This window comes from Maricaulis sp. D1M11 (assembly GCF_047308265.1).
In the GTDB taxonomy this organism is placed as follows: domain Bacteria; phylum Pseudomonadota; class Alphaproteobacteria; order Caulobacterales; family Maricaulaceae; genus Maricaulis.
In genome coordinates this window covers 190,618-213,618 of record NZ_JBKQWY010000005.1, presented here as the reverse complement: position 1 = coordinate 213,618, position 23,001 = coordinate 190,618, and the positions used below count along the sequence as shown (strand labels likewise).

Annotated in this window: 21 protein-coding genes; 9 read left to right on the top strand and 12 right to left on the bottom strand. The window is 60.5% G+C overall.

The window, feature by feature from the left end:
• Nucleotides 1-178 precede the first annotated feature (178 nt).
• From RMQ97_RS10145 to RMQ97_RS10135, 3 genes are all read right to left on the bottom strand, one after another.
• Nucleotides 179-2,197, bottom strand: a complete 2,019-nt coding sequence (locus RMQ97_RS10145) for a TonB-dependent receptor (RefSeq protein WP_413660763.1) — start codon at nt 2,195-2,197, stop codon at nt 179-181.
• A 105-nt stretch (nt 2,198-2,302) separates the two neighbouring features.
• Entirely contained in the window at nt 2,303-2,944 is a 642-nt protein-coding gene (locus RMQ97_RS10140) for a CatB-related O-acetyltransferase (protein WP_413660762.1), read from the bottom strand.
• Between the two features lie 151 nt (nt 2,945-3,095).
• Complete coding sequence (locus RMQ97_RS10135) at nt 3,096-4,004, bottom strand: AAA family ATPase (RefSeq protein ID WP_413660761.1); 909 nt, start codon at nt 4,002-4,004, stop codon at nt 3,096-3,098.
• Nucleotides 4,005-4,157: 153 nt separating this feature from the next.
• Here RMQ97_RS10135 and RMQ97_RS10130 point away from each other — a divergent pair, with 153 nt between their 5' ends.
• Complete coding sequence (locus tag RMQ97_RS10130) at nt 4,158-4,871, top strand: cupin domain-containing protein (RefSeq protein ID WP_413660760.1); 714 nt, start codon at nt 4,158-4,160, stop codon at nt 4,869-4,871.
• A 67-nt stretch (nt 4,872-4,938) separates the two neighbouring features.
• On the opposite strand, the gene RMQ97_RS10125 is transcribed toward RMQ97_RS10130, so the two are convergent.
• The 6 genes from RMQ97_RS10125 to RMQ97_RS10100 form a co-directional block, all read right to left on the bottom strand.
• Nucleotides 4,939-5,865 (bottom strand): N-acetylneuraminate synthase family protein, encoded by a 927-nt coding sequence (locus RMQ97_RS10125; protein ID WP_413660759.1) that lies wholly within the window; start codon nt 5,863-5,865, stop codon nt 4,939-4,941.
• The gene (locus RMQ97_RS10120) at nt 5,862-6,590 is read right to left on the bottom strand and encodes a cytidylyltransferase domain-containing protein (RefSeq protein WP_413660758.1); all 729 of its coding nucleotides are present in this window, start codon (nt 6,588-6,590) and stop codon (nt 5,862-5,864) included. Before RMQ97_RS10120 ends, RMQ97_RS10125 begins: the two co-directional genes overlap by 4 nt.
• A complete protein-coding gene (locus RMQ97_RS10115) occupies nt 6,587-7,630 on the bottom strand; it encodes a hypothetical protein (RefSeq protein WP_413660757.1) in 1,044 nt (347 codons plus the stop codon). The genes RMQ97_RS10120 and RMQ97_RS10115 overlap by 4 nt, the downstream gene beginning before the upstream one ends.
• Nucleotides 7,627-8,607, bottom strand: a complete 981-nt coding sequence (locus RMQ97_RS10110; RefSeq protein ID WP_413660756.1) for a sulfotransferase family protein — start codon at nt 8,605-8,607, stop codon at nt 7,627-7,629. The genes RMQ97_RS10115 and RMQ97_RS10110 overlap by 4 nt, the downstream gene beginning before the upstream one ends.
• A gap of 110 nt (nt 8,608-8,717) precedes the next feature.
• Nucleotides 8,718-9,647, bottom strand: coding sequence for a hypothetical protein (locus RMQ97_RS10105; protein ID WP_413660755.1), 930 nt, complete (start codon nt 9,645-9,647; stop codon nt 8,718-8,720).
• Nucleotides 9,648-11,438: a tetratricopeptide repeat protein gene (locus RMQ97_RS10100; RefSeq protein WP_413660754.1), complete on the bottom strand. Its 1,791-nt coding sequence runs from the start codon at nt 11,436-11,438 to the stop codon at nt 9,648-9,650. It lies immediately after the preceding gene.
• Between the two features lie 165 nt (nt 11,439-11,603).
• Here RMQ97_RS10100 and flbT point away from each other — a divergent pair, with 165 nt between their 5' ends.
• The 7 genes from flbT to pseC all read left to right on the top strand — a co-directional run bounded on the left by flbT (nt 11,604) and on the right by pseC (nt 17,352).
• Nucleotides 11,604-11,990 carry a flagellar biosynthesis repressor FlbT gene (gene flbT / locus RMQ97_RS10095; RefSeq protein ID WP_413660753.1) on the top strand — a complete coding sequence of 129 codons (387 nt, stop codon included), beginning with the start codon at nt 11,604-11,606 and terminating at the stop codon, nt 11,988-11,990.
• Complete coding sequence (gene flaF, locus RMQ97_RS10090) at nt 11,991-12,359, top strand: flagellar biosynthesis regulator FlaF (RefSeq protein ID WP_413660752.1); 369 nt, start codon at nt 11,991-11,993, stop codon at nt 12,357-12,359.
• 194 nt (nt 12,360-12,553) lie between these two features.
• Nucleotides 12,554-13,396 (top strand): flagellin, encoded by an 843-nt coding sequence (locus RMQ97_RS10085; RefSeq protein ID WP_413660751.1) that lies wholly within the window; start codon nt 12,554-12,556, stop codon nt 13,394-13,396.
• A gap of 346 nt (nt 13,397-13,742) precedes the next feature.
• Entirely contained in the window at nt 13,743-14,567 is an 825-nt protein-coding gene (locus RMQ97_RS10080; protein ID WP_413660750.1) for a flagellin, read from the top strand.
• Between the two features lie 111 nt (nt 14,568-14,678).
• Nucleotides 14,679-15,047 carry a flagellar protein FlaG gene (locus tag RMQ97_RS10075; protein WP_413660749.1) on the top strand — a complete coding sequence of 123 codons (369 nt, stop codon included), beginning with the start codon at nt 14,679-14,681 and terminating at the stop codon, nt 15,045-15,047.
• A 201-nt stretch (nt 15,048-15,248) separates the two neighbouring features.
• Entirely contained in the window at nt 15,249-16,082 is an 834-nt protein-coding gene (locus RMQ97_RS10070; protein WP_413660748.1) for a flagellin, read from the top strand.
• Between the two features lie 97 nt (nt 16,083-16,179).
• Nucleotides 16,180-17,352 (top strand): UDP-4-amino-4,6-dideoxy-N-acetyl-beta-L-altrosamine transaminase, encoded by a 1,173-nt coding sequence (gene pseC, locus RMQ97_RS10065; protein WP_413660747.1) that lies wholly within the window; start codon nt 16,180-16,182, stop codon nt 17,350-17,352.
• A 7-nt stretch (nt 17,353-17,359) separates the two neighbouring features.
• Here pseC and pseG read toward each other — a convergent pair whose 3' ends face one another.
• Together pseG and pseB are read right to left on the bottom strand one after the other, a co-directional pair.
• The gene (pseG, locus tag RMQ97_RS10060; protein ID WP_413660746.1) at nt 17,360-18,388 is read right to left on the bottom strand and encodes a UDP-2,4-diacetamido-2,4,6-trideoxy-beta-L-altropyranose hydrolase; all 1,029 of its coding nucleotides are present in this window, start codon (nt 18,386-18,388) and stop codon (nt 17,360-17,362) included.
• A complete protein-coding gene (pseB, locus tag RMQ97_RS10055; protein WP_413660745.1) occupies nt 18,388-19,461 on the bottom strand; it encodes a UDP-N-acetylglucosamine 4,6-dehydratase (inverting) in 1,074 nt (357 codons plus the stop codon). The genes pseG and pseB overlap by 1 nt, the downstream gene beginning before the upstream one ends.
• 194 nt (nt 19,462-19,655) lie before the next feature.
• Here pseB and RMQ97_RS10050 point away from each other — a divergent pair, with 194 nt between their 5' ends.
• On the top strand, nt 19,656-22,427 hold the full coding sequence (locus tag RMQ97_RS10050) for an SBBP repeat-containing protein (RefSeq protein ID WP_413660744.1): 2,772 nt from the start codon (nt 19,656-19,658) through the stop codon (nt 22,425-22,427).
• A 122-nt stretch (nt 22,428-22,549) separates the two neighbouring features.
• Here RMQ97_RS10050 and RMQ97_RS10045 read toward each other — a convergent pair whose 3' ends face one another.
• Nucleotides 22,550-22,999, bottom strand: a complete 450-nt coding sequence (locus RMQ97_RS10045; protein WP_413660743.1) for a flagellar basal-body protein FlbY — start codon at nt 22,997-22,999, stop codon at nt 22,550-22,552.
• Nucleotides 23,000-23,001 lie beyond the last annotated feature (2 nt).

The following is a 23,001-nucleotide window of genomic DNA, read 5'->3' as shown; positions in this document are numbered from 1 at the left end:
ATCCAGCCGAAATGAGCAATCCAAAACAGAATTCTATTCCGATTTAAGCTTGGCGCAGTCAGCCTGTCCCGGCTCCTCGCTGTCACCATGATGGGAGAGACGAACCGTCAAACGCACAACGGACGGGATCGCAATCCCGTCCGTCGTCTGTTCCTGTCAGCGACTGAGCCGAGACAACCTAGAAATGCCAGGTGACACTGGCCCGCAACTGGCGCGGCTCGACGCTGCGTAGGTGGCGGTCTTCCACACCCGCGGCCTCGCCGGATAGGCGACTCTCGTAGAAATAGGTGATGTCCGCATCCGCACTGTCGAACAGGTTAAAGACATCGACCGCCAGGACCATGTCGCCGAGGGCATAGGCGCCACCGATATTCACAAGTGTCGTCGGATCAGAGGTCACAGATCCGTCCTCGATCAGCGGTGCCTCGCCGAAGTGACGGACCCGGGCGGATGCAGAGAGATTATTCCAGCTGGCCGCCAGGCCGCCACTGAGCACGGTTTCCACGGCCCCGGGGATCTGGTCATCAGCGCCTACGCCTTGGAAAGCTGCATCGGTCCAGGCGGCTTCGACATCTGCGACCAGCCAGTCATTGACCTGCCAGAACAGTGCGGCTTCCAGACCGAAACGTTCCGTGCCGTCATTGGGTTCAGTGGCTCCGCCATCACCGACAAACACCAGCTCGCTGTCGAGCTCGAGCCAGAAGGCGGCCACAGTGACGTTGAGTGTGTCGGTTTCCCAGCGCGCGCCCAGCTCGGCCCCATCGCCTTTGACGATGAGTGGCACACCGTCCACCGCATCGCCACTGACCGGGTCCAGCTGGATTGTCACGCCACGGGCGTCATTGGAGTGGAAACCCCGGCCGTAATTGGCGTAGAGCTCGATGGTCGGCGCGACCTGCCAGGCTGCACCCAGCTTGGGCGAGATCAGGCTGTCATCGCCCGTGCCGCCATTATCCGCCAGGGTCAGTGCATTGACCTCGACATCCATCCAGTCGGCCCGCAGACCACCGGTCAGACGCAGGGTCTCGATCGGGCGCCAGGTCAGCTCGCTATAGGCGGACAGGCTGGTTTCAGTGATTTCATCGGCGCGGATCGTTCCGGTGCGCTGACGGGCTGTCGAGCGATACAGGCCGATCTCGCCAATGTCATCATGACGCACATCTGCGCCCCAGTTCAGCGTGAAATGATCACCCAGTGGGGCGGTTTGACCATAGCGTGCGCCCATCACCCAGCGTTCATCGCGTTGTTCGAACTGGTCGCCATTCACCGGATCTTCCAGGAGATAGGTGAAGTTGGAGAAGAGGGTGAAATCAGACCGCAGGATATAGGCATCCACAAAGGCCGTCTCATTCTCCCAGCGCCCGGTCAGAGAGAGGCGTTCTGACGCACCGCCCAGATCCGGATCGACAACGCCAAAACGGCCGATCGATCCGATCGCGCGTTCGGGCAGTTGATCCGCTCCGCGCCAGTCCGCATCGTAATACATCACGGTCAGGGAGGTGTCGCCGCCCAGCGCGGTGCCGGAATATCGTGCCAGAAGGTTCAGGCGTTCGGCGTCTTCCTCCACGCTCCACGGACCATCATAGGTCACTCGTTCGCCGCCCAGTGTGAACGCGCCGTGCGCGGTCTCATGGCTGTAGCCGGCTGCCGTGCGCACATGTCCATACTCACCCAGTTCCAGGGTCGCGAAATTCTCGGGCAGAACATCATAGAAATCGAAGCGCGCCGAGCCGGCCAATGAGAAATCGCCGTCATCGGCCCGATAGGAGCCTTTGCGATAGCGGATCTCGGCGACCATTTCCGGGATGATCGGGTTGAGGTCCAGATAGCCCTGGCCATGACCATGGCTGCGCATATTGACCGGCGCACCGTCGATATAGGCCGCGAAATCGGTTCCGTGATCCAGATTGAAGCCGCGCAGGAAGTATTGATTGGCCTTGCCCGTTCCGGAGTGCTGGGTGGCAATCATGCCCGGAATGACCTCGACCAGTTCACCAACGCGGGCAATCGGGCGTGTCGCGATGTCGTCATACCCGACAAGGCCTTCCGTGGCGGACTGTGCCTGACCAATTTGGTCAAAGGCCCGACCCCAGACCTGAATGGTCTCGGTCGTGCCCTCGGTTGCGGTCTCCGACTGAGCCACAGCCATCGGGCTGGCACAGAGTGTGAGACTGGCGGCAAGGAGATATTTCGACATGATACGCTGTTGCCCCAAATGTTATAGAATAACGTTTGCCGATCAGATATCCGCAAACCCGTCGCGCATCAATTAAAACAACCGTTAGATTTTGCCAGCCGCAATTCAGGCGTGTGAGGCAACAGCCTCGAGGGCGGCAATGTCGCCGCTCATCAAGGCCGGGCTGGCCGCCTTGATCGTATCGACCGGCCAGTCCCACCAAGCCAGGTCCAGCAGGCGAGCGATCATGTCGTCCGGCAGGCGGGTCTTGATCGGCTGAGCCGGATTGCCGCCCACAATCGTGTAGGGCGCGACATCCCGCGTCACCACAGCCTTTGTGGCGATGATCGCGCCGTGGCCAATGCTGACGCCCGGCATGATCACCGCGTCCCAGCCGATCCAGACATCATGGCCAATCGTAATGCCGCCCTTGTTGGGCCATGGACCGGGGTCGGGCTGTCCCCACGCGCCGAAGACCGGGAAGGGATAACTCGACAATCGGTCGGTAAAGTGATTGCCGCCATTGAGCACAAAGCTGGCCCCGTGGGCGATGGAACAGAATTTGCCGATCACCAGACGGTCATCAATAAAATCGAACGCGTATTTCACCTGATCGGCAAAACGCTCGGGATCGTCGAAGGAGTGAATATAGGTGAACTCCCCCGCCTCGATCTTGGGGTGACCGGCCACAATGGGTTTGAGATAGGCCAAGGAGGCCTGACCAGGTACGGGAAACCGCGTCATCGGATCAAGGGCAGGGGATGTCATCGACGGCCTCGTTCATTGTCAGTTACACCGCCGCGGGTTTAGGTCAGGGCCGCAAAAAGGGCGAGGACAAAATCCCCGCCCTTTCAGCCATATGTTCGAGTATTCATGCCGCCCGGTATTCAGGCTGCCCGGTATTCAGGCTGCCCGATGTTCAAGCTGCTCCGGGACCCCCTGCCGGACCGCCGGTCGGTCCACCCGAGGGGCCACCCGATCCAGGTCCGTTCTGGCGGCGGGCCATGAAGGCGAGTTTTTCGAACAGCATCACATCCTGCTCGTTTTTCAGCAGGGCGCCATGGAGCGGCGGGATGAGTTTGCGCGGATCGCGCTCTGTCAGGACGGCCGGGTCAATATCCTCGACCATCAGCAGTTTCAGCCAGTCGAGCAATTCCGAGGTCGAGGGTTTCTTCTTCACACCCGGAACGGAGCGCACATCATAAAACAGCTTGAGCGCCTCGCTGAGCAAGCGGCTCTTCAAACCGGGATAATGCACATCGACAATGGCCCGCATCGTGGCTTCATCAGGAAAGGCAATGAAGTGGAAGAAACAGCGGCGCAGGAAGGCGTCCGGCAATTCCTTTTCATTGTTGGAGGTGATGATCACCACCGGGCGCTGATGCGCTTTGATCGTCTCGCCGGTCTCGTAGACATGGAACTCCATCTTGTCGAGTTCCTGCAGGAGATCATTGGGAAATTCGATATCTGCCTTGTCGATTTCATCAATCAGCAGCACAGAGCGTTCGGGCGCCGTAAACGCCTCCCACAGCTTGCCCTTGCGGATATAATTGTCGATGTCGTGAACCTTGTCATCGCCCAGCTGGCTGTCGCGAAGACGGGCCACGGCGTCATATTCATAGAGGCCCTGGCGCGCCTTGGTCGTGGACTTGATATGCCATTCCAGTAGCGGCATGCCCATGGCGCGCGCGACCTGTTTGGCCAGTTCGGTTTTCCCCGTGCCCGGCTCGCCCTTGACGAGCAGCGGACGCTCCAGAGCGATAGCCGCATTCACCGCGGCGCTCAGCTCTGCATCAGCTACATAACTGTCTGTACCTTCAAAGCGCATCGCCAAGATCTAGCGCGAACCGGCGTGCAAGGGTAGGGGCGGCTGCGCAAAACCTGCGTCAGATGGTCTCGTGAGCCTCGTAAATGCACGAAATTAAGTGACTGGTAAGACGAATCCCGCGGATAGTATTGCCTCAGACTAGAGGTGACCCTTATGGCCGACGGTATGATCCGCACCCAGAATTTTTTCCGCTTCGAATGGGCCACTGGCAAGATTGCCGATTGTGATCCCAATTTCCCGACCACGCTGCACGCCTGGGACGGGGATGAGCTGGTTCTCGATGAAACGGAGACGGCGTTTTTCGGCTTTGTGCAGGACGGCGACGCCACGATCACCACGTCGACCGGCACGTTCACGCTGACGACCGGCATGTATTTCTCGGCCAATAACACGCTCACTGTGTCCGGCGGACGCGGTATTGTCATGGCCCGTGCCGATCACCAGGCCTTTTTCTCGATCGGCGGTCCGGTCGAAGCCAAGGGGCGTTTGAAATATATTGATGGTTGCACGGACAGCCTGCTGATCTCCCCGATCAAGATGGGGGATCCGTGCCTGAACCTGCTCTATTTCCCGCCGGGTATTGACCAGACCTCCCACACCCATCCCTCAGACCGGATTGGCGTGGTGTTTTCGGGCGAAGGCGAATGCGAGACCCCGGAGGGTATCATTCCGCTGGTACCGGGCGCGATGTTTCGCATTCCGTTCGAGGGGCATCACAAATTCCGCACGTTTGGCAGTGAGATGCGTGTGATCGCCTATCATCCCGATTCCGATTTCGGTCCCCAGGATGAGAACCATCCGATGATCAACCGAACAATCGTTGACGGCGTGTCAGCGTCCAAGATCGACGCCATCCGCACCAAGTAACGCAGGGCACAGACGCAAAAGGCGCCCCGCAGGGCGCCTTTTTTGTTGGAGCTTGCATGGCTGGAGCTTATTCGGTGCGGCCGTCATTCTCGCCGCGCGAGGGGCGCAGCCAGACCCCGTCCGGCCCCTCTGTCGGTTCTCCGGTCCGGGCGTCGTAAAGGCCCCGGCGCAGATTGTTACGACGGTGAAACTCGCTGGCGGCGGGCGTCTTCTCGGCAGAGCCCAGCGCAAGGATCAGATGGGACAGGTCCTCGGCGAGTTGTGCGAACTCGTCCATCTCCATGGCAAAAGGATGATCCGGTCCCGGACTGGTGCGATCAAAGGTGACGTGTTTTTCGACCATGCGAGCGCCCAACGTGACGGCGGCTATGGGGGCAAGTGCGCCGGGCGAGTGATCGGACAATCCCAGAACAAGGTCCGGGAAGCGCGCTTTCAAGGTCGTGAGGGCATTGAGATTCATATCATCCCATGCCGGTGGATAGGTCGCCGTGCAGTGCAAGACCGTCAGATCGTCACACCCGGCCGCCTGCAGAAATCCGACGGTGTCCTCGACCTCGTCGAGATAGCTGGCGCCGGTGGACTGGATGACGGGCTTTCCGGTTTCGGCGACACGTTTTTGCAAGGCGCGAAACGTCATATCCCCCGAGGCAATCTTGTATCGGTTGACACCGACATCCTCGAGCAAATCCACAGCGTCGAGGGAAAAGGGTGTCGACATGAATTCGATCCCATTCTCGTCGCAACAGGCCTTCAGCGCATAATGCCAGGCCTCGCTCAGACCCTGATTGCCAAAGGCGGCGTATTTCGGATTATCGACAATCTCGCCCGTTTGCGGGTCGAGGATGCGCGGTGCGATGAGACCTTCGCGGCTCAGCGACTGGAATTTGGCCACATGGGCACCGGACCGAGCGGCCACCTCGATATAGCGTTTGGCCGTGTCCAGATCGCCATCGTGATTGGAGCCGATTTCGGCAATAAGCGTGACAGCGGTCATCGGGCGAGGTCCTTAATGAGGCCACCCATCACGGTCATTTCTTCCAGCATGGAGCAGATGGGGCCGATCTCCAGCGTTTCCCCGCGTTCGCGCAGGGTCTGGCAAACGGACCGGACAAAGGCGAGATCTTCGGGCGTATCCACCGAGAGGTCGAAGTCCGGGCGATGCCAGGCTTTGGGGAAATCCACCCATTCCAGACGGTATTGGTCGGGGTGTTCACGGATGTGGAGCGTAACATGTTCGCGATCCCGACGGGATGTGGCCGGGTCCGCATCCAGGGCTTGCAGGACACGTGTTTCCACGACCTCGGCCCGCATGCCCTTGGGCAGGTGATCCGGTCGCGGACGTGTATATTCCGCACGGGCCGCCGTGTGAGCGGCCACACAGGCCTCGATCACGTTGCGATCGCGAAAGGGGCTGTCCGACGTGATGCGTACGATCGTGCCTGCCAGGGTCCGTTCGGCCACCTGGACAAATCGGCTCAGCACATCATCCTCTGAGCCTCGCAGTGTGCGGATGCCTTCCGCCTCGCCGAGCCGGACGATGGCGTCGTCGCTGGGATGGTCTGTCGTGGCAATCACCAGCTCGTCCACGCCGGCCATGTGGCGCAGCATGCGGCACTGGTGAGCCAGAATGGAGACATCATCATAAAGCGTCGCCAGGACTTTGTTGGGCAGGCGATGAGATCCTGTGCGGGCCTGGATGACGGCAACAGTGCGGTTCATGAGACTTTCTCCAGCCCGCTTTCGGGGCGCATGACACGGTCCTCCCAGCTGCGCACGACACGCAGGGGCGAATAGCGGAGTTGATCGGGGTCGGGGTCGGTCTGGTCGAATTCACCGGCCAGCATGCGAACGAGCAGTTCCGGCATGTTCAGCCCGGCCAGGGTCATCAGATAGCCAAAGCCCCACATGCGCGGGTTGATTTCCAGCAATTGGGCCGCTTCACCGGGCGCCGGGCATTTCACTTCCACCGCAGTGAGGCCATGCCAGGGACCGGTCGCATGCAGCACGGCCAGTCCGGCACCCAATATGTCCGGATCAACCACAGTCTCACCGGCGATGGCGACGCCTCCGTTGGGGGGATTGGTGGCCAACTTGCGGTGCAGGCTGGAGGCGATCAGTCGCCCCTCCTGCCAGAGTGAGCCGATCGTGTAGACCGTGTCGGCCCCGCCGGGAATAAAGTCCTGGACGAGGCAGGGACCGTGTTCGGCCGTGGTCTGGCGCCAGGCCTTGCGCAGATCCAGCGCATCGGCGGGATAGCTCACACCGCGTGCCCCGCGCGAGCGCGCCGGTTTGATCACACAGGGAAAACGCCCTTTCCAGTTGGCCAATTCGGCTTCGCTTTGCGGCGCCAGTGTGCGCGGGTGAGGCAAGCCCGTGGCCGCGGCCCGTTCGAGCAGCAGAGCCTTGTCGATGCCAAAGGCCATCACCTCGGGATCGGCAATTGGCAACTGTATGGACGCCGCGGCGAAACGGGGTTTTTCACGGGCCAGAATATCTAGTTCGGCTTCGGAACACGGAATGACCGTGTCAATCTCGTGCAGGCGACAGGCTTCCAGAACGGCATCGACATAGTGCGGTGTGTCGGCCCGGGGCAGGACCAGCGCCGCACAGCCGGGCTCGTGCAGGCCGGCCGCAAAAGGGCTGATATCGGCACCCGTCAGCGTGAGCGCCAGCGGACAGTCTCGCAGGGATCGCATCAGGCCGAGGCCTGGCGGGGCTCCCACACCGGTCACGAGGATATGGCGCGGCATACGGCTCATGGGCCGGGTCTCCAGATATCGAGATTGCGGTCCAGCAGGCGTTCCAGCGCAGCGATTTCCGGTTCGAACCGGGTCACCAGCTGGTCGCGCACTGCCTCGGGCATGGGCGGAATGGTGATTTCACCCTCGACCAGGGGCGGATAGACGCCATCCGCGGTTGGCGCATCCTGGGAGGCCGTGTCGCGCGGTGCGATATACTGGGCATGGATGTCTTCGAACGGGTCGGTGGCCCGCGCGTCGAACAGGCCATCCAGAACGGCCAGGCGCGAGCGGGGTATGCCGCCGGTGTTATAGCGTTTGGAGACTTCAACCGGGTGGGGCGTCAGGCCGAGATAGTCCTGGACCCGCGCGACCACGCCGGGTGTGTCGGCATCAAGCTCGTCCTGAAGCAGGACCAGGGCGTGCGGGAAATGCGTCTTCCAGACCGCGATCCGGCGCGCATAGCAGGACGTGTCCGCATACAGCCACTGGAAGCCCCAATTCTGTGCGATCCGGCGCGGTTCATCGTCGAGCGCCCGGGCGAAACTGGCAAATTCGGCATCGCGGCGGACATTCTGCAGATAGTGCGAATAGGTGCGTTCCACCGGATTGCGCAAAAGGGCGATAATGCGCGTGTGCGGCCCGCAGTAATTGAGGGCACGTGGCGCCGCGATGTCGGCATAGGCATAATAGTCCGGGGAGACATCACCAATATGGCTCTCACCGGCATGGGTCTCGAACAGGGATTGATAGTCGGCGACGCCTGGCGCGGTGTCGAAATGATAATAGCGGGGCCAGTAGACCGCGCCTTCACCAATGCCCGAGAAAAACCGACCCTCCTTGCGCACGGGAGACAGGAAAACATCGGGATGCTGGCTGAGATAGTGATAGAGCGATGTCGTGCCCGATTTCGGGGCGCCAATCACCAGGAAATTGGGCCAGGTCTCACCGGTCTGTGCGCCCGGCGGGGTCGATATGTCGGTCTGGCTGGCTGACATGCAAAAGCGCTCCACTGGACCGGTCCGCGAATCGGTTCGATCCTATCCTCCCAGTGTGTTGCGAGGCAGGGTTAAGGATTTGTTTTGAATTGGCCGGATCGCCTGATCTTTCAGGTCTTCAGGGCATCCAGGATCGCCTGTGCGCAGCGATGGGGCCCCCGGGTGTCGATGTGTTGCCGGCCCGCCTGGTGTCGCTGTTTCCTGAGCTCGATCTTCCCCAGCAGACGGCGCAGCTGTGTGGACAAGTCCTGGGCCCAGTCCTGCGCTTCCGGATCCGTCCAGCGTGCCAGGCCGAGCTCTTCCAGTTCGCGGGCCCGCTGGCGCTGGGGGTCATTGAGGGGCAGGAGATGGCAGGGCCATCCACTCGCCAGCGCCTCAAGAGCACTCATGCCGCCGGCCAGCAGCGCGACATCATGGTCGGCACTCAGCGAGAGCCAGGTATCACAGGGCGCGCGCACGTCCAGCCGGTCATGGAAGAGCGGCACGGCCTCCGGGGTGATCAGGGTGATGGATTGCAGGCAGTCACTGCCATCGAGCAAGGCGTGGAGCACGGGAAGCAGGTCCGGCAGGCGTCCGGTCTGGCTGCCGCCGAGGCTGACCAGCAAACGCTGGGGTCCGGTGCGCGGGGGCGGGGCCTGAACCAGATCGGGCGGTAAAAGCAGATAAGCCGCGCCGGACCGGACTGCGCCCGTCTCGATACACGGCCGCAGGCTTTGCCGCAGCGTCAGACGGGCCGGTGCATCAGGCGTTGAATTGCCGATGAGAACAAGCGCGAGACCCGCTTGGTGAAAATGAGTGCAGGTGGCACGATCGGTGACAGCCCAGTCGGCGATCAGACCATCAAAACCCTGAGTGGCCAGGGCGCGCTCATCCTCCTCCCAGGCCGAGGCCGCAATATCGTCCGGCCATTCATCGGGGGTGGCCGACAGGACGGACATGTCGGCCCCGAATGATCGCAGGGCGCGCACGAGCGGTGTGCACCGCCGGACATGGCCCAGGCCGATCTCCGGCCCGGCATCAGCACGCAGGGCGAGCCGCATCTAGCCGGTTTCGGCGATACGCGTGCGCAGGGCGTCGGTGACGCGGCGCATGGTCGTGTCCCAGTCCTGGAATTTGTCACCATAGAAAGACCGGGTCTGCGGGTACCAGTAGGAGCGATTTGCGCCCATCAGTGTCCAGGTCGTGCGCCGTGCGTGGATAAACCAGACCTCCGCCCCGGAAGCCGCGGCCAGGTTTGTGGTGGCGTTCATGGGGCCGAGAATGAGATCGCACGCTGAGGAGAGGGCGGCGACGCCGTCCAGATCCATTTTCAGATCAATATCGCGGGGCTGGTGAATGGTAATGCCAAACTCGTCCTTGGCCTGGGCCAATTCCTCGTCCACATCGCCGTACTGGAGATTGATAAACTGGGCGCCGGGCAGGTCGAGCACCGGTTTCCAGGCGTCGAAGGCCGAGAAGAAACGGTGGCGCCGCGGGGTCATGCGCAGGGATTTCCACAAAATGCCGACTTTCAGCCCCTCGCCAAAACCCGCCAATTGCTGTCGGAAAACCTCCTGGCGCAGGGGATCGGGCTTGAGGAAGCCCACCCGGTCCTGCGGGTAGTCATCCAGCGACTGGCGCAGGCTGCGCAGCGGTGTCGCCATGGGGGTCCAGATATCGGCATTCTTTTCCCCGGCCGGTGCCACGCGGACATCGCGACCTTCAAGGGCGGCCGACATGTGGTGGCAGACCTCGGCTTCGGGGAAGGAGCGCTTGACCAGATCCATCAGGCGGTATTCGCAGGCAATGGTCAGCGTGCCGGTGCCCACCGCGTCGATCAGATCGGGGACGATGCTCATGAAGAGGACTTCATCACCCAGACCCTGCTCGCCGATCAATAGCAGATTCTTGTCCTTGATCTCGGCGAGGTCCGTGCCGTCCCAATAGGGTTTTTCCAGCGTAAAGAGTGTGGCGTCCGGACGATGCGGGTTGAGGCGGGCTTCGTTCTGGTCCCAGCCTTCCTTCACGCGTCCTGCGGCCAGCAGCAACAGCCCCTTACCGTGTTCCATGGTGGCGCGATCGGTTTCGTCCACCGGTGCCTTGAGGGCTTCTTCATAGTGCGGCAGAGCTTTTTCCGGCTCACCCAGCAATTCGTAGACACTACCCATATTGTTGTGAGCCCGGCTGAATTCAGGCTTCAGGCGCAGCGCTTCCTCGTAAAACGTCTTTGCCTGTTCCGGATCGCCGGAATCCATCATCACTGTGCCCAGCGAGTTCCAGAGTTCGAAATCACCCTGGTGAGCGTAGATAGCGATGCGCAACAGCTCGATGGCTTCTTCAAACTTGCCCTGATCGCGCAGAACACCGGACAGATTGATAATACCATCCACGCGATCCGGCGCGAGCTGGTTCTGGATACGGTAGAATTTTTCCGCCCCGTCCAGCATGTCCAGCTTCCAGGCGACCAGGCCGAGTTTCTGGTAGATTTCCGGGTCCTGCGGGTCGAGCTGCCAGGCGCGTTCGAAGAAGGGCAGGGATTTGGACAGCCGTCCCAGCCGGAACAGCATCAGCCCCATGACATGATTGGTCAGGGCAACATCGGGTGCCAGTTCAAGAGCCTTGTGGGCCAGACGCGCACCCTGGGCGTGATCGCCCTCTTCGGAGGCTTTCATGGCCCGCTTGGTCATGGCGACAACTTTCTTGAGGCGCGATTGCGTCTCTTTCGACAGTCGCTTGACCTGGCTGTCCAGCTTCATCCCGCCGCCAAACCCAATGGCGTCACGGGTTTCATTCTGCTGGAGCTCGGCATCGGCAATGAGTTCGGCTTCAAGATCCAGAACTAGGGCGGACATGGCATTCATCCTTCGTCATCTTTCGATCAGCTCGCGAGATTCGCTTTAAGAACTCGCTAACGAAGAGGCCGGGTCAGGGCTTGGAAACCTTTTCTTCACCCTGACTGTCCACCTTGTGGCAAAGATTCGCGACTAGAGTCGCACGCAGATTCGTGGAGTGTGGGCATGCCCCTGAAAATCTCGCTCAAACCTGGCGAGAAATTCGTCCTCAACGGCGCCGTTGTCGAAAATGGCGATCGTCGGGCCACGCTTGTTCTCAAAAACCGGGCATCTGTTCTGCGCGAGAAGGATATTCTCCAGTCAGAACAGGTCGATACGCCGGTGAAGCGGATCTATTTCCCGATCATGATGATGTATTTGTCGTCCAAGTCCGATGATGGGCTGTACGATGAATTCGTGCTCCGGATGAATGAATTCATGGGCGTGGTCTCTGACCCGGCGACCTTGAATGAATGTGTGGCCGTGTCGCGCGATGTCATGGCTAAAGAATATTACAAGGCGCTGATGCGCTGTCGCAAACTGCTTGATTATGAAGCTGAGAGGCTGGCGTAAATGTCCCTTCAAGCCTACCAGGCTGCGGCGACCCGCAGCGAAGACCCGCGTTCCACTGAATACCGCCTGTTTGCCCAGGTGACACGTGCTCTGATGGCCGCCAAGGCGGCGGACAAGCATGATATAGCCACGCGTGGTGATGCGCTGGACTGGAATCGCCGGGTCTGGACCAATTTCGCGACGGATTGCGCCAGCGAAGGTAATCAGTTGCCTGAGAATTTGCGCGCATCCATCATATCGCTGTCGATCTTCATCTCGCGTCACACCACCGTGGCGATGCGGGACAATACGGCTCTGGACGATCTGATCGATCTCAACCGGACGATCATGCAGGGCCTGGCACCAGCGGGTTCCACCTCCGCCGCCTGAGGGCAGGCAGAAAATATCCGGGCGGCAAGTTTGGCCCGGCCATTATTGCGCCACCCCGACGGGGTGGCGTTTTTCATATCATAATCGTCTGAAAACATTGACTGAAATGGGTCTCGTGCCCGGCACGCCACTTGCGAGTTCCTCCACGGGCAAAACGCCCGCAGCCGGCAAAAGCCGGTTTGGATGCTTCCAGAATGGAGGACGCAACAATGGCTCTTTCTATCAATACCAACACCGGTGCGATGCTCGCACTGCAGAACTTGAACAAGACGAATATGCACCTTGAAGAGGTTCAAAAACGCATCAATACCGGCCTTGAGGTCGCAAGTGCGAAGGATGACGGCGGTACCTACGCCATCGCCCAACGCATGCGCGCTCAAGTGGGCGGCTATGGTGTCGTGCAACAGAGCCTCGACATGAGCATGTCGATCACTGACGTGGCCCTTGCGGCTGGTGAAGCGATTTCCGACCTGCTCATCGAAATGAAGGAAAAGGCGCTGGCCGCCGCTGATGTTTCTCTGGACTCCTCGTCCCGTACGGCCCTGAACGAAGACTTCAAGGCCCTGCGTGACCAGGTGGCTACGATCGTCAGCAATGCTGAGTTCAACGGAACCAACCTGATCAATAACTCGGTTTCGTCGATCACAGCTCTGGCCAACTCCGATGGTTCCAACACCCTGCGCATCTCTGATGAGAACATGTCGCTGGGTGGCGGTGTTGTTACGCTGGCGGCCACTGCGTCCTTTGCGACGGCAGGTGATGCGTCGACCATCGTGACGACGATCGAAACCTCCCTGGACAACCTCAACCAGTCGCTGGCGCGCCTGGGTACGGGTGCCAAGGCGGTGGAGGTCCACAAATCCTTCGTGACGAAGTTGTCAGATGCCCTGGAAACAGGGATCGGTGCCCTTGTGGATGCCGACATGGCGAAAGAAAGCGCGCGTTTGCAGGCGCTGCAGGTCAAGCAGCAGCTGGGCGTACAGGCACTTTCGATTGCCAACCAGGCTCCGGGAACGATCACCTCGCTCTTCGGATAATTCGTCGGTCGGGGTCGCCTTCGGGCGGCCCCGCCAAATTTTTTTCTGCTCACGGTGGGGGTGCGTAAGCCTGCGTAAATTCCGTCATTAACCTTTTGGAAATCAGAAATTTATGCCGCCCGGCAATTTGTGCAGGGCAAATTCGCGCTTATTGCGGCAGATTTTGCCCACCCATTTCTTACCGCGGCAAGGGTGACTCGGCAAAAACATCCCATCGAATCAGGCAAGCTGGCGTTTACCTTATATGGCAAGCCCAAACTGGCCTGTGACTTGCTCTTTCCACACCGGGTCAGAAGACCCTGCGAGCAAAACGCTCGTTGATACCTAGAAAGGAAAGGGCCAAGAAATGGCTACTATCAATACAAACGCCGGTGCCATGGTTGCACTGCAAAACCTGAACTCGACCAACAAACAGCTGGAACAGGTTCAGTCCCGCATCAACACCGGCCTGGCCGTGTCCTCTGCCAAGGACAATGGTGGTGTGTACGCTATTGCCCAGAAAATGCGGTCCGACGTGGCAGGTTATGCCTCTGTTGGTAACTCGCTCGATCTGGCCTCCTCGACGACGGATGTCGGCCTCGCCGCTGGTGAAGCCATCTCCGACCTGCTCGTTGAGATGAAAGAAAAAGCCCTGGCGGCTGCTGACTCCTCGCTCGATACGGCATCTCGTACGGCTCTGAACGAAGACTTCAAGGCCCTGCGCGACCAGATCGGTACGATCGTGTCTAACGCCGAGTTCAACGGAACCAACCTGATCAACGGTTCTGTGACCTCGATCTCCGCCCTGGCCAATGCTGACGGCTCCAATTCGATCCGTATTTCCGACGAAAACCTCAGCCTGGGTGGCGGTGTCGTCACGCTCGCAGCAACCGCGTCCTTCGCGACGGCTGGCGATGCATCGACCATCGTGACCACGATCGAAACCTCTCTGGACAACCTGAACCAGTCCCTGGCCCGCCTGGGTACCGGTTCCAAATCCCTGGATGTCCACAAAGGCTTCATCGGCAAGCTGTCTGATGCTCTCGAGAAGGGTATCGGTAATCTGGTTGACGCGGATCTGGCGAAAGAAAGTGCGCGTTTGCAGTCCCTGCAGGTCAAGCAGCAGCTTGGCGTTCAGGCTCTGTCGATCGCAAACCAGGCTCCGAACACGATCCTGGGTTACTTCCGTTAATCGCGGACTGGATGGCGAATTCCATCGGGATTCGCCATCCCCTCCCGTGGTTGACGCCGGGAATAGTACGAGTATTGGAGGCGCTGGCGTCTCCGCGTCAGCGAATTGCATATGGCTGAAACAGGCTTTTCATCCCGTCCCGTGCCGGTGGTGCCGTCACGCGTCGAGACCCGTGAGGTGTTTGAAGAGCGGCCGCGTGAAAATGATCAACGCATACAGCCGGTCTCTGACACAGAAGATACCGAGACGTCCCGGGATGATGCCCAGGCCCGCTCGGAAGAGATCGAGCGTCTGGCGCGCCAGGCCCTGGCCAATTCCCGTCTCAAGATCCAGCAGGACGAGAGTTCCGGGCAGTTTGTCTATCTCATGATTGATGAAGAAACCGGCGAGGAAGTCCGTCGCTGGCCCAGCGAAAAGCAATCCGAATTGCTCAACTTCCTGCAGACGCAGCGCGCGGGAATTGTTGACGAACGCGCCTGACGGCTGGGCAGAAATTGACCGGTAAACGGCGGTTTTGACCGGGCAGTCTTGCCCTCCTGGTCCGTTCCAACGGTCCGTGAAATTATTAAGCAATTGATTTAAAACATTTATATGGCCTGTGCCAGTTCGGCACGCCTCTTGCGCTTCTCCGTTCCAACAGCCGCAAAATAGCGGCGCCAAGTCTGGTCCGGAGAATTACCGATGACGCTGAGCGTTCACACAAATACTTCCGCAATGGTCGCGCTTCAGAACCTGAACAAGACCAATGATGAAATGGGCGATATCCAGAACCGGATTAATACCGGTCTGAAAGTCTCCCGTGCTAAGGACAATTCCGCGATCTATGCAGTCGCTCAGTCCATGCGGTCAGATATTCGTGCGCTGGACGCCGTGCAGATCGGTCTGAACCGGGCAACTTCGATTGGCGATGTTGCCATGGCCGCCGGCGAATCCATCTCTGACCTTCTGATCCAGATGCGTGAGAAGGCCACAGCCGCCATGGACCCGTCGCTCGACCAGTTTTCTCGCGCCGCCTATGACGCAGACTTCAAGGCGCTGATCGACCAGGTTCAGGTCATCATCCAGAACGCTGAATTTGACGGTGCCAACCTGCTCAATGGTTCGGTCTCGAGCGGAATCGAATTCCTCGCAGACGCAGATGCGGCCCGTACCGTGACTCTCAAGGCGCGGGATCTGGGTTTTGGCGGGACCTTCATCACTCTGGCGGCGACGGCCAGCCTTGGGTCTGTCACCCTGGCCACGGCTGCCGTGACGGCGGTTAAGGCAAGCCTTGATAATGTGAACCAGGCACTCGCGGATCTGGGTTCGGATGTGAAAAAGCTCGAGGCCCACAATAATTTCGTGGGTCGTTTGATGGACACGCTCACAGGCGGGGTCGGCGATCTGGTGGATGCCGACATGGCGGTCGAGAGTGCGCGATTACAGGCCTTGCAGGTGAAGCAGCAACTCGGGGTCCAGGCGCTCTCCATCGCCAATAACGAACCGCAGATTATCCTCAGCCTGTTCGGTCAATAGGTTTCACGGCTCCACCACCACGGGGGCGGCGTCCTTTCGGGGGCGCCGTTTCTGTTTGAGGGCTTGCTCCCTCTCTCCTGACATGCAGGGATAACGCATGACTTCCGGTTTTCTCCCCTATGGTCGACAGTCGATAGACCCGGCAGACATTGACGCCGTGACGGATGTGTTGCGCAGTGGCTGGCTCACAACCGGCCCGGCGGTCGAACGGTTTGAAACCGCGTTCTCACAGACGTTGGAGGGGGCGAACGCCGTATCCTGTTCCAATGGCACGGCCGCGCTTCACCTCGCCCTTGCCGGATTGGGCATCGGGCCCGGGGATCAGGTGATTGTGCCCGCCATCACCTTTGCCGCGACAGCCAATGCAGCGCTCTATTGCGGAGCTCGTGTCGTGTTTGCCGATGTCGACCCACTGACCGGTTTGATGCGACCGGTGGATCTGGCCGAGGCGCTCGAACGGGCGGATGGTCCGGTGCGGGCTGTCATGCCGGTCCATCTGGCGGGGCAGTGCCAGGACATGGCGGCCCTGGCGGCTCAAGCCCGCGCTGCCGGTGCGTCTTGTGTGGAAGATGCCTGTCACGCCCTGGGATCCATGCAGGGCGATAGGCCGGTGGGTGCGTGTGCGCACAGCGATGCCGCCTGTTTCTCCTTTCACCCGGTAAAAACCATTGCGGCGGGTGAGGGCGGCATGGTCACCACACGCGATCCCGATCTAGCGCGCCGCATGTCGCAATTGCGTTCGCATGGTGTCGAGCGGGAGCCGGACCGTTTTCGCGGCAATGCCGCTGAACCCTGGCGACAGGAAATGCAGGCCCTGGGCTGGAATTACCGTCTGTCCGATATTCATGCCGCGCTGGCCCTGTCCCAGCTGGCCCGGCTCGATATTTTCCGGGTGCGTCGTCAGGCGCTGGCGGATCATTATGACGCTTGTCTCGCCGACCAGAACCGGATTGGTGCACTGGTGCGGACCCAGCCGGCCGCGCAGACTTGTTTGCACCTCTACCCGGTCCGGATTGATTTTGCGGACCTGGGTACGGACCGTACGGCTGTCATGACAGCCCTGCGGGCCCGGGGTATTGGCAGCCAGGTCCACTACATACCGGTGCCGGACATGCCCTATTATGCCGAGACGTTTGGCACACAGGCCCCGCCCGGTGCGGCGCGCTATTACGCAAACACACTGTCTTTGCCGCTCTATTCGGACATGGAGTTGAGCGATGTTGAGCGGGTCGTCGACAGCCTCAATTCGGTTCTCGATGAGCTGACCTAGATGCAGGTTAGGCGGAGCGTCGGGCCAGAGCGATGATGGCCTCGGCGCAACGCTCGGCCCCCAGCCCATCACAATAGGCGGCGGACGCCTGGCTCATCTCAGCCAGCGCAGCCTGATCCAGGGTTCTGAAAATCTCGGCCAGGGCGCGCTCCGGCTCGAACGGATCGATAATCCGAACAGCATTGCGTGCGGCGAGCGCCCGTGTGAGCGGCCACTGGTTCTCTGCGACCGGACAAATCAAGCTTGGCACGCCCAATACGCAGCGCTCCAGCGCGGATCCGCCACCGGCGCCGATGACCAGATCACACCCGGCCAGGCGTTGCTCCATATCGTCCACATCAATGGCCAGTTCCAGCCGCGGGTTCGTGGCCGCGATCGGCTCGAGGATGGCACGGCTTGGTGCGAGCGGGCCCAGGATAACGCTGATCTCGATATCCTCGGCCAGGTCGAGCAGGCTCCGGGCGAGCCGCGCGCTGCTGGCACCGACATCGGTCAGTCCCATACTGATGACGACCCGGCGTACGCGGGAGCGATCCCGCATCAGGCTGTCATGGCGGGCGGCGGCAAAACCGGGGCGCAGCAGGGCATAGTCGGGCCCCAGACACACACGACTGCCCGGTGCGCGTTCGGCATAATCCTGGGTGCTGGCGCAGTCTTGAGGGTCAATGATCAGGTCGCAGTCGTGACGTCGGCCAGGCAGATCCTCGATCACCACAAGCCGCCGGGCTTGTTCGCGCCAGACCCGTTCATGAGCGGCAGTCTGATCATACAGGTCGGCGATCACCACATGGGGGCGTGGATGCCAGTCCGGCGGGACGGTGATATCGCTCAAACTCTCAGTGACACACACCGGATAGGGGCGCCGGGCGAGGGCCGGGGCGTGCAGAGGCGCGTCGGTATTGGTGCAAAAGGCAATGTCCACCTCATGGTGGGACAGGGCATCGGCCAGCGAGAGGCAGCGCATGATATGGCCACCACCCAGGTCAGCTCGCGCATCCGCCCGGAACAGGAGTTGCGGCCGGTCCGTGCCCGTCATCAGGCCGCTTCCGCATCCCCGATGAGGCGACGCAGGGCCGCCGCATCCAGTTGTTCGGGATTATTGTCTGAGGTGTAGGCGAAACCATCGGGCACCAGATGCGCCCCATCGCCCAGATAGCGGGCCATCAGCTTGGCGCCATAGGCCGGCAGGATGGCGTATCGGTCCCCAAGCTCAAATGTCGTACGCGAATCATCGGCCGGGATCATCACTTCGTGCAGTTTCTCACCCGGACGAATACCGATGATCTTCTGCGGCAGGTGCGGGGCCATGGAGCGCGCCAGGTCGACCGTGCTCATGGAGGGGATCTTCGGCACGAAGATCTCGCCGCCCTTGGCCAGGGCCATGCTCGACAGAACAAAATTGACGCCCTGTTCCAGCGTGATCCAGAAGCGAGTCATGCGTGGATCCGTGATCGGCAGATGGTCTGCGCCGTCCTCGATCTGCTTTCGGAAGAAGGGGATGACCGACCCGCGCGAGCCCACAACATTGCCATATCGCACAACTGAGAAGACCGGGCCGCCTTCGCCACCCATATGCTGGGCGGCCGTGAAAATCTTGTCCGAGGCCAGTTTTGAAGCGCCGTACAGATTGACCGGATTGGCGGCCTTGTCGGTGGACAGGGCACAGACATGGCGTACATCGCGCTTGATCGCGGCACGCACAACATTCTCCGCACCCAGCACATTCGTCTTGATGCACTCGAACGGATTGTATTCGGCGATCGGTACGTGTTTGAGCGCGGCTGCATGGATGACCACATCCACGCCGCGCATGGCCTGGTCCAGTCGGGCTTCGTCCCGAACATCCCCGATGAAATAGCGCAGGAAAGGATGTTCCTGTGGCGAGAAGCGCTGGGCCATCTCGTACTGTTTCAGCTCATCTCGGGAAAAGATGATGAGTTTCTTGGGCTTGAACTGGGATATGATGGTGTCGACCAGCTTGTGTCCGAACGAGCCTGTGCCCCCCGTAACCAGAATGGTCTGGCCATTGAGGTCCAGGCGCGGCTCGGCAAATGTGCGTCCGCTGGTGGCGCCTTCAAAGGCGTGTTCGGTGTCATCTGTGTTCGACATGGGCGTCTTCAAGCCATCTCGTGATTCGTCACTATCTTACAGGCTGGGCGGCGCGGGTTAATGGAGAGTTAGACCGGGTGAGGTGGAGTTAACCTTTCATGCACCCCGACTCAGCTAGCCCTTGAATTCCCGTCCCAGCTGGGGATTTGACCTAATATCTCAACGCATTGTTTGCCTTTGGCGGGCAAACTTCAATGCCTGTAGAAAGGTTTGGCGCCGTGTCCATCGTGGGTTTCGATTCATCTCTGCTGACCGGATGGTATAATTCCCGGATCACGACGAACCTGGCGCAAGGCTCCGGGCCGTCGGGGGCGTCGAGCCGCTCCACGGCGTCCGAACCGGTCGTAACGCCTTGGGATACTTCGGTAACTCAGTCCCTGGAAGAATTGCAGCGCCGGGTTTTGGCGTCGGGTGAGTTCTTCGGGGACGCCAATGACACCTTCTCCGACCTCGAAGCGCCGGACGATCATAAACAATTATTCGAGCTGTATGTGGGCCTCAAACGCCTGTTGTCCGTGGCGGAAGAGGCGCAGGACCGCAATATCAGCTCCTATCGCCGCGATTTCCTGAACAATGCCTTCCAGGACGGGCTGGGCCAGCTCGACACGTTTTTCGACGATATGGGGCTGGATGAGCTCACGCTGCTGAAGGGCGAGGAGCTTTCTAAAATCGAAAGTGAAGTCGCAGTGTCGCGCGGCTTGTCCCAGTACAAGACCGGCACCCTTCACACCGGCGATTATGATGCAGAAGTGGCCAGCCTGACAGGCGATGTGCAGTTCACGGTGTCTGTCACCAAGAGCGGCATCCAGACCGATATCGATATCAATCTGGCCGATATGGGCGCGACGACGCGTTCGATGTCCAACATTGTCGATCACATCAATACCCAGCTAGAGGCCAATGGTATGGTCTCGCGGTTCGAGGTTTCCAAGATCGGTGAGGAAGACGAGAACGGGATTGTCCCGGGTAATGATTACGGCTTCCTGATCAAGGGGGTTTCGACCGAGGCCCTGACATTCTCGGCCACTGCGGCGGAACCGGCGGTCTATGTCACCGGTGTTTCGGGCATCAGTGACAGTGCGGGCGGTCAGATCACCAAGGTTACGGGGGTCAATACCGGAACGCCGAGTGTGGGCGTGTCGACCCGGATCGAGGCCGATTCCAACGAAATCGAGAAGGAATTGCCCGGCGGCGAGGATGGAGAAACCTTCACCACCACCGAGGCCAATGCCCTGGAATTGTTTGGCAGCGCCGCAGCGGCCGATGGCGGAGTGTTTGTTGTGGGTCGCACCACGGACACGACCGACGGACAGGTGATCAAGGGCGAGGCTGACATGGTGCTCGCCAAGTATGATTCCAATGGCAAGGAAATCTGGAGCCGGGTCCTGGGCGCGGGCGATGATGCCGAAGGGGTCAGCGTGGCGGTGGACAGCAGCGGGAATGTGATTGTTGCGGGAAATGTGACCGGCACTCTGGGCGATACCACGGATGTCGGCGGTGTGGATTCCTTCGTCACCAAGTTCGACAATTCCGGTGTTGAACAATGGACCCAGCGTTTTGGCGGAACGGGCGATGATACCGTGTCCGGTGTCGCTGTTGCGTCCGATGGCAGTGTTTATGTGGCGGGCAAGTCGACCGGTGGTTTTGGCGGCGAGGTTCATCTGGGCGGTGCCGCCGATGGATATGTGCGCGCCTTCGACAGTAATGGGACCACTCAATACACCCGCCGGATCGGTGGTGCAGGCGATGAGACCCTGTCGGCCATCACCGTGGATGACAGCGATAATCTCGTCATCGCCTCGGTCGAGGATGGTGTGGGGCTTGTACGCAAATACGACAGTGCCGACGGCACGGCCGCGGCGATCTGGGAACAAAGCCTGGGTGATATGGAAGCGGGTCGGATTGGCGATGTCGAGGTGGATGGCACCGATATCTATGTCGCCGGATCGGCCGGGTCGAGCTTCTCGCCCTCAGCGCCGCTGACCGCCCATAATGGTGATGCGCGCGATGCCTTCCTGCTCAAGATGACGGATGGCGCCTCGCCCACGGCGGACTATACGACATTCCTGGGCTCGAGCGGTGATGAGACCGCCAATGATATCACGGTTCATGATGGCCAGGTCTATCTGGCCGGCAAGACGACCGGCGAGCTGTCCGGCGCCACGCAATTGGGTGATCGTGATGCCTTTGTCTCCCAGGTGGACGGGGCGACCGGTACCGTGAACTGGACGACGCAAATCACCGGCCGCGGCGGCGTATCGGAAGGGTTCTCGGTCTCGGTGGGCGCCCAGGATGACAGTATTCTCAACGCGCTGGGCCTGCCCGCCGGAGAGCTGGTCTATGCCGACAGCCGAGTCGTTACAGACCGCTCCTCGGCGCGCGATGGCGATCATTTCTATCTGTCCGTCAATGGCGGAAGCCGCAAGAAGATCACCATCGATGATGATGATTCCATGCGCTCCTTGACGTTCAAGATCAATGCCGTGCTCGTGCTGGACGGTACCGCCAGTGTGCGGCGCTCGTCCGAGGGTGATCAATTGCGCCTGTCGGCCGCTGAAAACCAGACGATCGAGATCTTCTCCGGCACAGAAGGCCAGGACCTGCTCAAGGCACTGGGTCTGGAACCGGGCGCGATTACCAATCGTCCGAGTTCGCTCGATGATGACGAGACAACAGCAGATGCGCCGCCCTTGTTCTCGCTCGACTTGCCGCGTTTGATGAATCTGACAGATCAGGACCAGGCGCAGTCTGCCTTCGAAGCTCTGGAAACGGCGATGTCGAAAGTCCAGCGCGCCTATCGCGACCTCACCCTGGACCCGGCCCTGCGGGAGGCTCTGGAAGGTCCGCAACGTGGTCAGACGGGCGGTACCGTGCCGGCCTATCTCAACGCTCAGCTGGCCAATTACCAGGCCGGGCTGTCCCGCCTCAATTCCGGACCGTCATCGACAGCCGGCTTGTTGCTCTGATCCTCTGATCGACCCGCAAAGAAAAACGCGAGACCGAGTGGGTCCCGCGTTCATGGCTATCTGCCTGAAACCTTTGACAAGACCGTCTGACGGGCCTGGCTGGTCCGGTTCGTTTAACGCGATCAGGCGCTTTGATTGACCGCGACCGCGAGCGGGCGTCCGGTGGAGGCGGCCTGGGTGGCGCCCGGACCATACGTGCCGGTCTGATTGCGCTGGCGGTTGGCCTCTGTGGCGATCGATTTTACCATGCCTTCGGTCACGGCGCGCAACCCCTTGAGCACGGAGCCGTTTTCCGCGAGGGCCTTGTGGAAGGCCTGGGTCGCCCGGCGCAGCGCATCCTTGAGGGCTGCGGGAATACCCGCAAGGCGCTGGGGCTCGCGCCCGGCCTTGGCAATCTCGACACGATAGACATTGGCCAAGCGGGATTTCTCATCCTGGAACCTTAGCGCGTCCTGGGGTTTGCGGGCCCGGAACAGCGCCGTTTCCCGCTCGATCAGCGAGGTCAGGCGTTCGGTCAGCTGCAGCAAGGCCTGCGCGCGTTCAAAACTGTTTCCAGCAGCGAGTTCACTCATCA

What these genes read in the sequence shown, in the direction of transcription:
- RMQ97_RS10145 (WP_413660763.1), bottom strand. Translation starts at nt 2,197, where the DNA reads ATGTCGAAATATCTCCTTGCCGCCAGTCTCACACTCTGTGCCAGCCCG.
- RMQ97_RS10140 (WP_413660762.1), bottom strand. Translation starts at nt 2,944, where the DNA reads ATGACATCCCCTGCCCTTGATCCGATGACGCGGTTTCCCGTACCTGGT.
- RMQ97_RS10135 (WP_413660761.1), bottom strand. Translation starts at nt 4,004, where the DNA reads ATGCGCTTTGAAGGTACAGACAGTTATGTAGCTGATGCAGAGCTGAGC.
- RMQ97_RS10130 (WP_413660760.1), top strand. Translation starts at nt 4,158, where the DNA reads ATGGCCGACGGTATGATCCGCACCCAGAATTTTTTCCGCTTCGAATGG.
- RMQ97_RS10125 (WP_413660759.1), bottom strand. Translation starts at nt 5,865, where the DNA reads ATGACCGCTGTCACGCTTATTGCCGAAATCGGCTCCAATCACGATGGC.
- RMQ97_RS10120 (WP_413660758.1), bottom strand. Translation starts at nt 6,590, where the DNA reads ATGAACCGCACTGTTGCCGTCATCCAGGCCCGCACAGGATCTCATCGC.
- RMQ97_RS10115 (WP_413660757.1), bottom strand. Translation starts at nt 7,630, where the DNA reads ATGAGCCGTATGCCGCGCCATATCCTCGTGACCGGTGTGGGAGCCCCG.
- RMQ97_RS10110 (WP_413660756.1), bottom strand. Translation starts at nt 8,607, where the DNA reads ATGTCAGCCAGCCAGACCGACATATCGACCCCGCCGGGCGCACAGACC.
- RMQ97_RS10105 (WP_413660755.1), bottom strand. Translation starts at nt 9,647, where the DNA reads ATGCGGCTCGCCCTGCGTGCTGATGCCGGGCCGGAGATCGGCCTGGGC.
- RMQ97_RS10100 (WP_413660754.1), bottom strand. Translation starts at nt 11,438, where the DNA reads ATGTCCGCCCTAGTTCTGGATCTTGAAGCCGAACTCATTGCCGATGCC.
- flbT (WP_413660753.1), top strand. Translation starts at nt 11,604, where the DNA reads ATGCCCCTGAAAATCTCGCTCAAACCTGGCGAGAAATTCGTCCTCAAC.
- flaF (WP_413660752.1), top strand. Translation starts at nt 11,991, where the DNA reads ATGTCCCTTCAAGCCTACCAGGCTGCGGCGACCCGCAGCGAAGACCCG.
- RMQ97_RS10085 (WP_413660751.1), top strand. Translation starts at nt 12,554, where the DNA reads ATGGAGGACGCAACAATGGCTCTTTCTATCAATACCAACACCGGTGCG.
- RMQ97_RS10080 (WP_413660750.1), top strand. Translation starts at nt 13,743, where the DNA reads ATGGCTACTATCAATACAAACGCCGGTGCCATGGTTGCACTGCAAAAC.
- RMQ97_RS10075 (WP_413660749.1), top strand. Translation starts at nt 14,679, where the DNA reads ATGGCTGAAACAGGCTTTTCATCCCGTCCCGTGCCGGTGGTGCCGTCA.
- RMQ97_RS10070 (WP_413660748.1), top strand. Translation starts at nt 15,249, where the DNA reads ATGACGCTGAGCGTTCACACAAATACTTCCGCAATGGTCGCGCTTCAG.
- pseC (WP_413660747.1), top strand. Translation starts at nt 16,180, where the DNA reads ATGACTTCCGGTTTTCTCCCCTATGGTCGACAGTCGATAGACCCGGCA.
- pseG (WP_413660746.1), bottom strand. Translation starts at nt 18,388, where the DNA reads ATGACGGGCACGGACCGGCCGCAACTCCTGTTCCGGGCGGATGCGCGA.
- pseB (WP_413660745.1), bottom strand. Translation starts at nt 19,461, where the DNA reads ATGTCGAACACAGATGACACCGAACACGCCTTTGAAGGCGCCACCAGC.
- RMQ97_RS10050 (WP_413660744.1), top strand. Translation starts at nt 19,656, where the DNA reads ATGCCTGTAGAAAGGTTTGGCGCCGTGTCCATCGTGGGTTTCGATTCA.
- RMQ97_RS10045 (WP_413660743.1), bottom strand. Translation starts at nt 22,999, where the DNA reads ATGAGTGAACTCGCTGCTGGAAACAGTTTTGAACGCGCGCAGGCCTTG.